Below are 13,169 nucleotides of genomic sequence, written 5' to 3'. Positions count from 1 at the left end.
AGCCTCCTTGCCGGCGGATCCGCCTCGTTCGCCGGCCGTCAGCTCGGCTGTGACACGAGCGGAAGGGTCATGGTCTGCGCGCGGAGCAGCGGCCGTCCGTCGCGCGACAGGAGCGCATCCTTCGCTTGCTGGCCCTGTGCCGTGCGCGGTCGCGCCGGGCGCGCCGGCTTGTCTCCGGGCTCGGGTACAGGCGCAGGCGCAGGCTCGGCGGACACCGTCTCGACCGGGGCCTCCCATGCGTGTCGGGTCCCGCCGGCCTCGTTGGCCTGGAAGAACACGGCACGGAGCGCCCTCCCCTCGACGTCCGTCTCCACGGCCATCATCCAGAACCACGGGCCATCCGGCTCGGTTTCCTGCCCCATGAACGAGAAGGCCATCTGTCGCGACTCCGCGCGGCGACCGTGCTCGCTGCGCGCGGCCTCGAGGTGCCGCTGCGAGGGTTTGTCGGCCGGACCGCGGTACACGCGCACGGCGACGCCCTCGATGTGCGGCATGAAGTACAGCCCGTCTCGATGGACGGACAGCCAGGGGTGTTTTCCGCTCTCTGCCAGCTTGCAGAGGGAATGACCGAACCGCTCGTGCGCCTTGCAGCCGATGCCCCAGCTGGTGTCGCCCTCGTCGCGGTTCGCCTCGTTGAACGCCTTGTTGCGGACATCGACGGCCGTCTGCGCCAGGAGGACGAGCCGGCTCTGCTGGAGGACGGGGTTCAGCTCCCAGGGCAAGGACGCATCCATCGCGCCTGGCACGGTACGCGTGTTCACTGAAAAGTCAATCGGTACCGGCGCTTGCACGTGCGCGAGGTGGCTCCGTGCGCCGCGCGGGCGGCGCGGCTGGCGCGGCTGGCGCAGCGGGCGCGGCGGGTCGACCCGACGCCTCCCGAGCGGCACCGCTGCGCGCCGTGCTACAGCGCGCTCCACGCACGACGGCGTCGCGTGCGGGGGAGGTGTCCTTGGGAGAGGCGATCGTCGGAGGGAACGCCGCGGAGCGACCGCTGGTGGGTGTGGGCGTGATGCTGGTGCGCGACGGGCACGTGCTGCTCGCGCGGCGACGCGGGAGCCACGGCGACGGCAGCTACTCGTGGTGCGGCGGCCACCTCGAGCTCGGCGAGTCGTTCGAGGACTGCGCCGTCCGCGAGGTGCGCGAGGAGAGCGGCCTTGTCGTCAGGAAGCTCTCCTTCCTGTGCCTCAGCAACATCCTCGCCTACGGCAAGCACTATGTGGACATCCAGCTCCTCGCGGAGGAGTTCGACGGCGAGCCCGAGGAGCGCGAGCCCCACAAGATCGCCGGCTGGGGCTGGTACCCGCTCGACGCGCTGCCCACCCCGCTGTTCCGCCCGGTGGAGCTGGCCATCGCGAGCTACCGCAGCGGCCGCCGCTACAATCCCTGATCCCGGCCTCATGCGCGCGCAGGACGGCGCCGCCCCGCGCCGGTGCGTGGTCTCGTCCTGGGGTCCTGGGTGAGCCAGTTGACACCCTTGATCCCACCGCCACTTCTTCCTCTGCGCAGCCAGATAGAATGAGAGGTCGGACAATCGGCTTCCGACCCGGGAAACTTCTGGGCCCAATCATAGACGACGGGCTCGTACCGGCTGCTGATTGAGCTATCAGGCGACTCGACCGCGCCGATACCTCCATAACCGCTCACCGGCTTCAGCTTCCGGCACCCCTCGAGCATCACCTCCGGGAACGACTCCGACGAGCCCGCAAACCAGAGCAACGGGAATGCTATCCGGAAGAATCCGAGCTCGACAGCTCGTCGACAAGACGAGCCGAGCCATGGCGCGCCGCACACGGCGGCGCGCATTTCCCTGGGTGTGATCAGGCCGCGCTATGCGCGCCTGTTCGCTACGTTGCTACTTCGTCACGGCGCGGCGCCGCTGCTTCGCTGCGTCAGCGCAGCCACACGAGCGCGATCACCGCGCCGCACAGGACCGCCAGCGCCAAGACCACCGCGCCGATCCGCGCGCCCGACCAGCGCTTCTCGACTCCGCCCTCCACCATCGCCGCGCTCATCCATACCCCGGCAACCTCTTGCTCCATGGCCTCCATCGCCTCCGCCTGGGCCTCGATCTGAGCGAGCTCCTTCCGCACGTCCTCGCCCTGCGCTATCCGAAACAGCAGCGAGCCTCGCGCCCGTGCTCTCTTCAGGATCCGGAGCTGCTCCTCTCTCGCCTCCGGCGTGTCCGAGTACCAAACCGGATCGAGCCCCGGGGGCGGCCCCTCCGGCGGCTTCTTCGGCGATGCCATCGCGTCATCCTCCGCACGACGACTGACCTGCGAAGCCCCAGCAGCTCCCTTCGCTCCCTGGCGCGCCGGCGTTTTCCGGGGCGCCTCCGGGTCCGGCGTTGCCGCCGGCGCCGGGTGTGCCGGCGGTGAATTGCACCGCCGACGCTTCGCTTGGCGTCACCGCATACGCAACGCCTACGGCATAGCCGCCCCGGCCGCCACCTCCAGCGCCACCGGGACCGCCTGCACAACCCTTTCCGCCGTCGCAGCCGGCTTTGCTGGGCGGCGTCGTCGATGCCGTCCCGGTCAGCTTCAGCCGGTTGCCCAGGCTCACGATCCCGATGCTCGAACCGCCCGCCTGCCCGCCCCCGCCTCCCTTGCCTCCGCAGCCCCCGGCTCCGCCGCCTCCGCCACCGGCCCCGACGCCGTCAACGGTGTCCGGTCCGACCTGGCAGAACAGCCTCGCCTTCGCTCCGCCGCCTCCACCGCCGCCTTGACCACGGCCGCCGGTTGTGCGCGGGGCCCCGTCGCCGCCGCTCAGGCCCGTCAGCGCGAGCGTCGCACGGTCCCCCCAGCGCCGGCGGGACCGGCGGCCACCCAGCACGGCGTTGTCTGCAACGCACGCGTTCGACGCGCTCCCAGCCTCCGCGCTCGCCTGGTTGGCTGCATTTCCTTTTTTGGAACGCAGACTCATGACGCCTGCGACGTGAGGCACAAGATCCACACTCATGTCGAGAGCGCATGGCATCACGGTCCGTCACGCCTTCACAGGATCCTGCCGGCACGGGGCGCTGAGCCCGGCTGGTATGGATTCGAGCCCGCGTGATGCGCTCAATCACGTTCTCGGTCCGGCTCGGCGGCCCGGCCGACGATGCCCGAGCCCTGTGGAGCACCGCGCGCGCGGCCTCATCGTCCTCGCCGAGCGTGTCGCGCATCAGGAACCCTCTCCATGCCCCTCGCCTCCCCGTACACGATCACCATGCCTCTCTCCCTCGATGGCAGAGCCGTCGTCTATCGTGCGGTCAGGAGCGCCGATCGCTGCCCGGTAATCCTCAAGGTGCTCGATCCGCGGCGCAGCCGCCCGAAGGACCGCGAGCGGCTGAAGCACGAGTATGAGCTCGGACAGCTGCTCGACGCCCGGGCCGTCATCAAGCCGCTCGCCCTCGAGACGTACCAGGGCATGCCGGCCCTCATCCTGGAGGACTTCGGCGGCCAGTCCCTCGATCACCTGCTCGGGACGCCCATGGGGATCGAGCGCTTCCTCCCCCTCGCGATCCGCATCGCGGCGGCGGTCGCGGACGTTCACCAGCAGGACATCATCCACAAGGACCTGAAACCCGGCAACATCCTCGTCAACCCCGCCTCCGGCGAGGTCAGGATCGCCGACTTCGGGTTCGCGTCCCGCCTCCCCCGCGAGCAGCAGCGCGCGCAGCCCCCCCGGCTCATCGAGGGCTCCTTGCCCTATCTATCGCCGGAGCAGACAGGTCGGACGAGCCGGGCCATCGACAACCGCACCGATCTCTACTCGCTCGGCGTGACGTTCAATCAAATGCTCACCGGCAGGCTCCCCTTCGAGGCGCGCGACCCGGTCGAATGGGTCCATTGCCACGTGGCCCGCGTCCCCACGTCGCCGTCGGAGCTCGTCCCCGAGGTGCCCGAGACGATCTCGCGCATCACCCTGAAGCTCCTCTCCAAGATGCCCGAGGATCGCTACCAGAGCGCTCGCGGCCTCCAGCGCGACCTGGAGAGGTGCCTCGCAGAGTGGAGCGCGAGCGGGCGGGTGGAGCCGTTTGCGCTGGGCGAGCGAGACACGACAGGCCGGCTCCAGATCCCGCAGAAGCTCTATGGCAGAGAGGCGGAGGTCGCCACCTTGCTGCAGGCCTTCGGCCGCGTGGTCGCCACGGGGACGCCGGAGCTCCTGCTCATCTCCGGATACCCCGGGATCGGCAAGAGCGCGCTCGTCCATGAGCTGCACAAGCCGATCATTCGGGAGCGGGCCTTCTTCCTTTCGGGCAAGTTCGATCAATACAAGCGCGACATCCCCTACGCCACGCTCGTCCAGGCCTTCCAGGAGCTCGCGATCGAGCTCCTTGCCGAGAGCGAGGAGCGGATCGCGGCGTGGAGACGGCAGCTGCTCGACGTCCTCGGGGTCAACGCCCAGCTCATCGTGGAGGTGATCCCGCAGGTCGAGCTGATCGTCGGACGGCAACCGCCGGTCCCCGAGCTGCCGCCGACCGAGGCGCAGAACCGCTTCCGCATGGTGCTCCGGCACTTCATCGGGGTGTTCGCCCAGAAGGAGCACCCCCTCGCGCTCTTTCTCGACGATCTCCAGTGGGTCGATGCGGCCAGCCTCGGGCTGCTCAAGGACCTCTTGGCCCACCCTGAGATGCGCTATCTCCTCATCATCGGCGCCTACCGCGACAACGAGGTGTCCCCCACCCACCCGCTCCTGGTGACGTTGGACGAGGTGCGGAGAGACGGCGCGCGCGTCTCGGACATCGTTCTCGGCCCGATACCGCGCGAGCACCTCGCCGCGTTCGTCGGCGAGGCGCTCCGCTGCCGCCTCGAAGACGGCGCGCCGCTCTCCGATCTCGCCTATGAGAAGACGGCCGGCAACCCCTTCTTCGCCATTCAGTTCCTCCTCTCGCTCCATGAAGAGCGCCTGATCGAGTTCGACGAGCGCACGGAAGCCTTTCGGTGGGACGTCGCGAAGATCCGCGAAAAGGGCTACACCGACAACGTGGTCGACCTGATGCTCGGCAAGCTCAGGCGGCTGCCCGCGAAGACCCAGGAAGCGCTGAAGCAGCTCGCCTGTCTGGGAAATACCGCCGAGGTCGCCCTCCTGGCGATGGTTCGCGGCAGTGTGGAGCACGACGTGCACGCGGACCTCTGGGAGGCCGTCCGCGCGGGCCTCGTCATCCGCGTGGACAGCACATACAAGTTCCTCCACGACCGCATCCAGGAAGCGGCCTATTCGCTCATCCCGGAGGAGCTGCGCGCCGAGATGCATCTTCAGCTCGGCCGGCTCCTCTTGTCTCGGTTGCCAGAGCAGGGGATCGCAGAGCGGGCCTTCGACGTCGCAAACCAGCTCAATCACGGCGCCCACCTCCTCACCGACCCGCGCGAGAAGGAGGCGCTCTGCCGGCTCAACTTCCTGGCGGGGACCAAGGCAAAAGCCTCGGTGGCCTACGCGTCGGCTCGCAGCTACCTGGCCCAGGCGACATCCCTGCTGCCACCGGACGCCTGGAGCGCACGGAACGAGGATGCATTCACGCTCCACCTGGAGCTCGCCGAATGCGAGTACCTCGTCGGCCGCTTCCAGCAGGCCGACGAGCTGTTCGACCTGATTCTCCAGAACGCCCGCTCCAGGCCCGACCGATCCAGGGCGTACCGATCGCGCCTGCGGCTCTACCAGATCGCCGGACGGCACCGCGACGCCGTGGCGGTCATGATCCAGGCCCTGCAGCTCTACGGGGTGATGCTCCCGGAGTCCGACGAGGAGATCCGGATGGCCGCGGAGGCCGAGATCCGGCAGGTCTCGATCAACCTGCAGGGGCGCCCCATCGCCGACCTCGTCGATGCGCCTGTAGCCACCGACGAGAGCGCGCGGGCGCTCATCGGCCTGATCGCCGAATCGTTCCCCATCGTATACACCTCGCGACCAGCGCTCTGGGTCCTGCTCACCGCCAAGGGGGTGAGCGTCTCCCTGCAGCGCGGGCACGCCGAAGAGTCCTCTTTCATCTATAGTAACTACGGCATGGTGCTGGTCTCGTTCTACCGCGACATCCCGCGCGCGCTCCAGTTCTCCGAGATGGCGCTCAGGCTGAATGAAAAATTCAAGAGCGCCACGGCAAAACTGAAAGGGAAGCTGCTCTTCCAGAACGCAAGCGTCATCAAGGTCTGGTGCGGGCGCTTCGCGGCGAGCCTCCCGCTCATGGAGCAGGCCTTCCTCGCTTGCCTCGACATCGGAGATCTCGTCTTTGCCGGCTACTTGACCTACAACATGACATGGCTCGTTCTGGAGAGCGGAGAGCCGCTCGTTCACGTCATCGATGTCGCGCGGAAGCACATCGCGTTCGCCCGGCAGACCCACAATGACGTGGTGTACCATGTCCTCCGGCTCGAAGAGCAGTTTGCAGCGAGCCTGAGGGGAGCGACGCAGGCGCCCACGAGCTTCAGCGACGGCACCTTCGACGAGGAGAGCTGTATCGCGGCCCTCAAGAAGGCGGGCTTCGGCCTTGGAGTTACATACTACCACGTCATGAAGCAGATCGCGACATTCACCCATGAACGCTATGCCGAAGCGCTGGAGTCCGCGACCAGCGCCACGTCGATGCTGCACCAGGTGGCATCCATGGCGATCGAGGCGATGCATCACTTCTACCACGCGCTCACGCTGACGGCGCTCTATGCGCAGGCCCCTGCCGAGCAGCAGCGGCAGTTCGCGCAGACGCTCGAGAAGCAATTGCAGAAGCTGGAGCTCTGGGCCGACAACTGCCCCGAGAACTTCCGGGCCCGCTACGCCCTGGTATCAGCCGAGGTCGCCCGCATCGAGGGCCGGGACCTCGACGCCATGCGCTTCTATGAAGAGGCCGTCCACTCGGCGCGCGACAGCGGCTTCGTCCACGTTGAGGCGCTCGCCTACGAGCTCGCATCTCGATTTTACCGGGCACGAGGGTTCGCGCGCTTCGCCGACACCTACTTGCGCGAGGCCCGCTCCTGCTATGTCCGCTGGGGCGCCGACGGCAAAGTCCAGAGCCTCGACCGATGCTACCCCGAGCTCGTCGAGCGACCATCGGCCGCGCTCACCGCCACGTTCGTGGCCGCGCCCGAGCAGCTCGACCTGTTCTCGGTGGTCAAAGCCTTGCAGAGCATCTCGTCCGAGATCCTCTTGCCGAAGCTCAGCGAGACGCTGCTGCAGATCGTGCTCCAGCAGGCGGGCGGGCAGAGAGGGGCGCTGATCCTGGTCCGCGACGGCGAGCTCGCCGTCTACGCCGAGGCCACGACCGACGGGACGGAGATCCGCGTCGCGAGCCACAAGGGCGTCCCGGCGTCGGCGGCGGCGTTCCCGATGTCGATCCTCCACTACGTCGCGCGGACGCGTGAGCCCGTCATCCTGGACGAGGCCGCCGTGGCGACGCGGTTCGCTTCGGACGAGCACCTCACCCGGAGACGGCCGCACTCGCTTCTGTGCCTCCCCATCGTACGGCAGGCGCGCCTGAGCGGCCTTGTCTACCTGGAGAACAACGTCGCGACGGGGGCGTTCACGGCCGGCACGATCCGGGTGCTCGAGCTGCTCGGCGCGCAGACGGCCATCTCGCTCGACAATGCCATGCTCTACGCCGACCTCGAACGGAGCCAGATGGAGATCAAAGCGGTGCTCGACAACATGGTCGACAGCGTCTTCGTCGTCGACCGGAACGGGCGCGTCACCCTGGCCAACCATGCGGCGGCGCGCCTCGCAGGGCTCGCGAGCCCGGACGAGGCGCGCGGGCCCATCGCGGACCTGGTGCGGCGGCTCCGCTTCGACCGCCCGAACGGGACGCCCTACGAAGCGGAGCAAACGCCGCTCGTGCGCGCGCTCGGCGGCGAGACGGTGGCCCTGGATGAGGGGACGATCTCGCTCCCCGGCGCGGAGCGGACCCGCTACGTGCACACGAGCGCGTCGCCCATGCGCGATGCGGGGGGGCAGGTGGTGGGCGCGGTGGCGGTCGTGCGGGACGTCACCGAGCTCGTGGAGCTCGACCGGCTCAAGGACCAGTTTCTCCGCGTGGCCGCGCACGAGCTCAAGACGCCCGTGACGGTGATCATGGGCTATGCCGAGATGCTCTTGCGCACGGCGACGGAGCTGCCGCCGAGTCAGCGCCGGATCCTGGACGGGCTGCTGCGGGGCGCCGACCGAATCGAGCGGATCGTGGCCGATCTGCTGTTCCTTTCGCAAGTCCAGCTCGGCCGGCTGGATCTGGTGCTCGAGCGCGTGGATCTCGGGGAGCTGGTCGACCGCATGGCGGCGCGCCTGGAGCAGGGGTCGCGGTCGCGCCGCATCCGGGTCACGTGCGCCGAGCCCGTGGTGCTCCAAGGGGACCGCGAGCTCTTGGAGCGGGTCGTGGCGCACCTGCTCGACAACGCCCTGCGGTACTCACCGGACGGCGGCGAGGTGGAGCTGGACGTGCGGATGGCGGACGCGCTCGACGCCCTGGTGTCCGTGCGCGATCAGGGGGTGGGGATCCCCGTGGAGAAGCGGGCGCGGATCTTCGAGCGCTTCCATCGCGCCCACACCGATACGCCCCACGATTACGGAGGGATGGGGACGGGGCTGTACCTGTCGCGCGCGATCGTGGTGCGCCACGGAGGCGAGATGTGGTTCGAGAGTGAGGAAGGCCGTGGCAGCACGTTCCACGTCCGCCTGCCCCTTACATGCGAAGGTGCGACCGTACCATCCTGACCAGCTGGTCGCAGTGAAAGGGCTTCGCGATCCACCCTGCGGCGCCGATCTCCTGGGCTCGAAGGGCGGCGTGCTCGGCGGCGGTCAGGACCATGATGGGCACCGACCGGCCGTATCGGTTCTGAAACTCCCGCGCGAAGGTCCGGCCGTCCATGACCGGCATCTTCATGTCGAGCAGGATGAGGTCGGGCATGTGTTCACCTATCCTCTCCAGAGCCTCTTGTCCGTGCCGCGCTGTCTGCACATGGAATCCCTCCACCGAGAGCGTCATTGCCACGAGCTCGCGCAGGTCGTCGTCATCTTCCGCAACGAGAATATTCATCGTCACCTTGATCTCCATGGCCCCCAGAGTGACCGATAAGGCGCAGGCCACCTTTCCGTTCACTCAGCGCGGGAGCCCGATGACCCCGTCGAGCTCTCTTCAATATCGATCCGCTAGCCGTTAGCCATCAACGCTCATTTCCTATACTGTACTGTACAGCCGTTCCTCGCTCCTGGCGCGCCGGTACAGACGGACTCGACCGAGAGCATCCTCATGGCCATTCGAGTATAGCCATTCCGATTCACGTCGGCCTTCAGAAAACCCCTCATCGCCGGATGGTTACTCCGTCGGCAACCGCCTTTCCGCCGACAGGCAGGTCCGACGGCAGGCATGCGGCCTGGCTCTGCCTGCAAGCCCACGACCGAGGTGATCGTGACGACCCCGCCGCCCTGCTGGCTCGCCCGTCGCTATGCTCGGCGGGGAAAAGGCGAAGCTCGCCATGGATTGACGAGAGGGATCGCCGCTGGACGGCTGAAACAATCGAGGCCTGCGACACGCGTCAAGGCCATCGCTTCTTCGGCGTGCCCCGAGCAGCGTGAGCCAGCCACCCGCCCGGCCCCCCGCCTCGCCGCGGCATGATTGACCCCAGTTCAATAGCTCTGGTATGAACGCGGATCGGCGCCCGTGCCCCGCGCCGCGCTGCCGCGCGCCCGGGACGGGCTCCCCAGGCCCCGCGCACGCGAAGGCGCACCAGCGGTTCTGAGCGCGCGACGGCCTGGCCGACCGGCGAGCGCGGCGCAAAGCCACGCTCGCCGCGCAGCGTGGCATCCTGCCACAGCTGCGACATCCCGCCCGACCGTGACGCGCCCGCGAGACGCCGTCAGACCGCCGCGTGCACCGCGCTTCGCAGCTGGAGCGCGTGTCGCTCTCCGTTGATAGGCATGCGCAGGACACGTATCATGCGCACCATGGCAGACGCGGCGGACGGCTCGCCCGGCTTCAGCTCTGGAAGCGCGAACGGCGGCGATCCCCCCGCGCCGCTCGCGCCCGACGTCGCGGATACGCTGCAGGGCGTCGACACCGTGGTGCGCGACCGTCCCCCCACGCGGGCGGAGCCGCCGGCCGAGCGGAACGGCGACGGCTCCACGCTGAGCGACGAGGACCTCTGGCAGGCCGCGGCGCGCTCGAGCCTGCACGAGGGAGGCAGCTCGGTTCAGGTGCCGCCCGAGGGCACGTTGCTCGGAGGGGTCTACCGCATCGTCGGTCGCCTCGGAGAGGGGGCGATGGGCGTCATCCTCCTGGCGCGCGACGAGCAGCTCCAGCGGGACGTCGCCATCAAGCTGCTCCGGCCAGAGCAGCTCGACAACGCGCAGATGCAGGCCCGCCTGCTGGCGGAGGCGCGGGCGATGGCGCGCGTCCACCACCCGAACGTCGTCGAGATCTATGCGTTCGGCGAGTACGAAAACGCGCCGTATTTCGTCATGCAGTACGTGCCTGGGGTCACGCTCGACACGCATGTCCACAGCAAGGGGGGCCGGCTCGGCCTCGACGAGGCGCTGAGCGTCCTCGACCAGGCCTGCCTCGGCGTCGCGGCGATCCACGCCTCGGGCATCGCCCACCGCGACGTGAAGCCGAGCAACATCCTCGTCGGCCAGGCCCTCCGCGTCGTGGTGGCCGATCTCGGGCTCGCGAAGCGGATCCCCCGCGGCGATCGGGTCGAGCTCGCCTTCTCCGGCACCCCGGCGTACCTGGCGCCGGAGGTGGCGCTGGGCCGGCAGCTCGATCCCGCGCTGCTGCCGCGCATCGACGTCTACGCCCTCGGGGTGGTCGCGTACTACCTGCTCGCCGGACGCCTGCCGTTCCAGAGCACGAGCACGGTGGATCTGGTCATGCAGCACGCGTATCAGCCCCCGATCCCGCCGAGCGAGATCTGCCCTGATCTGCCGCCGTCGTTCGACGCGCCGGTGCTCGCGGCGCTGGCCAAGGAGCCCGACCAGCGCACGGCGAGCGCGGAGGCGCTGCGCGAGGCGCTGCTCGACGCGCGCGGCGCCCTGCCGGCGTACGCGCGCACGACGCGCGTCGTGGTCGCCGACGACAGCCCGTCGTTCCGCAGCTTCCTCGCCAGCGTCCTCGCGGAGGCGCTGCCCGGCGCGGCCATCGAGACAGCGCCCGACGGCGCCGCGGCGCTGGCGGCCATCGAGGCGAACCGCCCGTCGCTCGGCGTGTTCGACCTCGACATGCCAGGGCTGGACGGCATCGCGCTCACGGCGGCGGTGCGCGGGCTCCCACAAGGGGATTTCCCGATCATCGTGGCGACCGGGACCGGGGGCGCGGCCGACTGGCAGTGCCTGTCGCGCCTCGGCGCGTCGGCGTTCCTCGTCAAGCCGTTCGACGCGGGGCAGCTCATCACCCTGGCGCGCGCGCTCGTGGGCGTCGCCGAAGAGCAGAAGCGCCGGCCATGAGGGGCGGGGCGAAGACCCTGGCCTCCGCCGCGGCGGGGGTGGAGCACGCGGCGTGGCGCGAAGCTTGCCGGCGGGAGAGCGCCGATGTCCGGCGTGGTCGAGGCTCCCGATGAACGACAGCGCGATGAAGGTCCTTCTTGTGGATGACGACGAGGTCGACCACCTCGTCACACGGCGGCTCCTCCGCGACGTTCCCCGCACCCGGTACGACGTGACGTGGCTGAGCAGCTCGGACGAGGCGATCCAGGCGCTGCGCGCCGGCGGCTACGACGTGTGCCTCCTCGACTTCCGGCTCGACGCCCGGACGGGCCTCGACGTCGTGCGTGAGGCCAACCACCTCGGCTGCGCGATCCCCATCATCATGCTGACGGGGGTCGGCGACGAGGAGATCGACATGGCCGCGATGAGCGCGGGCGTCGCGGATTACCTGGTGAAGGGGAGGTTCGACGCGCAAAACCTCGAGCGCACGATCCGCTATGCGATCGAGCACAAGAGGTGCCAGCTCAAGCTCAAGCAGTACGCCGACACGCTGGAGGAGAGCAACCGGCAGCTCGTCCAGATGCACGAGGAGCTCGCGGCGAAGAACGCGGAGCTGGTCCGGCTGAACGAGGAGAAGAACCGCTTCGTCGGCATGGCGGCCCACGACCTCAGGAACCCGCTCGGCGTCATCCTGGGCTACAGCGATTTCATGCTGATGAGCCACCGGCGCGGGGAGCCGTCGTCGCTGCTCAAAGAGGGCGGCGTCGAGATCGTCAACATGATCAGGAGCTCGAGCAAATTCATGCTCTCGCTCATCAACGATCTGCTCGACGTGTCGATGATCGAGCTCGGCAAGCTGAACCTCGACAGGAAGAGCACCGATATCGTCCAGCTCGTCGAGTCCAACGTGGCGCTCAACATGGTGCTGGCGGGGCAGAAGAACATGAAGCTCGTCGTCGAGAGCGACGAGGGCGTCCCGCGGGTCGAGGTCGACGTCCACAAGCTGGAGCAGGTGCTCAACAACCTCATCAGCAACGCCATCCACTACGCGCCTCCGGGCACGACCATCCGCGTCCGGGTCCACGGCGGCCGGGGGGAGGACGCCGGCGGGGGGGCCGAGGTGCTCCTGTCGGTGAAGGACGAGGGGCCCGGGATCGCGGCGGAGGACCTCGGGAAGCTCTTCCGGCCGTTCGGGCGGGCGAGGACGGTCAGCACCGGGGGGGAGCGCTCGACGGGCCTCGGGCTGGCGATCGCGCAGCGGGTCGTCGAGGGCCATGGCGGGCGGATCTGGGTGGAGAGCGTGGTCTCGAAGGGGTCGACGTTCTTCGTGGCGCTGCCGGTGGCGCGGGCGGAGGAGAAGGAAGAGGCCGCGTGACCGGCGCGCGACGAGCGCGGGCCCCGCGCCGCTCGACGTCACGATAGAAGGCGTCGAGCGCCCCGCAGACCGGCAAGAGCCGACGGCAACCAGCGCTGTCCGAACCGTCGTGTGGGCAGACGCCGCCAACTGTGAGCTTTCGGCGCTCCGCTCCACCAAGAACCCATCCTGCGCCACGCAGAGCAATCCGCTCTGCCGCCGTTCCGTAACAGCATTCCACATTGAGGAGCCACTCCAGAAGGTGGATACTCCGCTGGATGCAAGCTCACGGTCCGCGGTAGCGCGAAGCCGCGAAGACCGGCTCGATCGCGGGCTGCGCCGTGCCGGACGCGCCCTCGACCGCTCGCCGGAGACTCGCCGCACCGCCGCCCTCGGATCGCGACGTTCCGACCACGTTGAACCGTGTAGGACACATCGATGT

General features: G+C 68.9%; 8 protein-coding genes. 4 read left to right on the top strand and 4 right to left on the bottom strand.

Annotated elements, in window-relative coordinates; translation table 11 throughout:
* Positions 1–38 precede the first annotated feature (38 nt).
* A complete protein-coding gene (locus tag WMF12_RS12055) occupies positions 39–734 on the bottom strand; it encodes a hypothetical protein (protein ID WP_437870923.1) in 696 nt (231 codons plus the stop codon).
* A gap of 215 nt (positions 735–949) precedes the next feature.
* Between WMF12_RS12055 and WMF12_RS12050 the strand changes: the two genes are divergently transcribed.
* Entirely contained in the window at positions 950–1,387 is a 438-nt protein-coding gene (locus tag WMF12_RS12050; RefSeq protein WP_437745755.1) for a nucleotide triphosphate diphosphatase NUDT15, read from the top strand.
* 8 nt (positions 1,388–1,395) lie between these two features.
* Here WMF12_RS12050 and WMF12_RS12045 read toward each other — a convergent pair whose 3' ends face one another.
* Entirely contained in the window at positions 1,396–1,803 is a 408-nt protein-coding gene (locus WMF12_RS12045) for a type VI immunity family protein (protein WP_437870917.1), read from the bottom strand.
* An 86-nt stretch (positions 1,804–1,889) separates the two neighbouring features.
* On the bottom strand, positions 1,890–2,246 hold the full coding sequence (locus WMF12_RS12040; RefSeq protein ID WP_437870911.1) for a hypothetical protein: 357 nt from the start codon (positions 2,244–2,246) through the stop codon (positions 1,890–1,892).
* A 958-nt stretch (positions 2,247–3,204) separates the two neighbouring features.
* Here WMF12_RS12040 and WMF12_RS12035 point away from each other — a divergent pair.
* Complete coding sequence (locus WMF12_RS12035) at positions 3,205–8,670, top strand: AAA family ATPase (RefSeq protein ID WP_437870907.1); 5,466 nt, start codon at positions 3,205–3,207, stop codon at positions 8,668–8,670.
* On the opposite strand, the gene WMF12_RS12030 is transcribed toward WMF12_RS12035, so the two are convergent.
* On the bottom strand, positions 8,639–9,010 hold the full coding sequence (locus tag WMF12_RS12030; RefSeq protein ID WP_437870903.1) for a response regulator: 372 nt from the start codon (positions 9,008–9,010) through the stop codon (positions 8,639–8,641). The genes WMF12_RS12035 and WMF12_RS12030 overlap by 32 nt on opposite strands.
* 881 nt (positions 9,011–9,891) lie before the next feature.
* On the opposite strand from WMF12_RS12030, the gene WMF12_RS12025 reads away from it, so the two are divergent.
* Positions 9,892–11,394: a protein kinase domain-containing protein gene (locus WMF12_RS12025; protein WP_437870893.1), complete on the top strand. Its 1,503-nt coding sequence runs from the start codon at positions 9,892–9,894 to the stop codon at positions 11,392–11,394.
* 124 nt (positions 11,395–11,518) lie between these two features.
* Positions 11,519–12,748, top strand: coding sequence for an ATP-binding protein (locus tag WMF12_RS12020; protein WP_437870884.1), 1,230 nt, complete (start codon positions 11,519–11,521; stop codon positions 12,746–12,748).
* The last annotated feature ends 421 nt before the right edge of the window (positions 12,749–13,169 follow it).

It is taken from the genome of Sorangium sp. So ce363, assembly GCF_051520435.1.
Taxonomy (GTDB): domain Bacteria; phylum Myxococcota_A; class Polyangia; order Polyangiales; family Polyangiaceae; genus Sorangium; species Sorangium cellulosum_B.
This window is presented reverse-complemented; position numbering and strand designations above follow the sequence as displayed.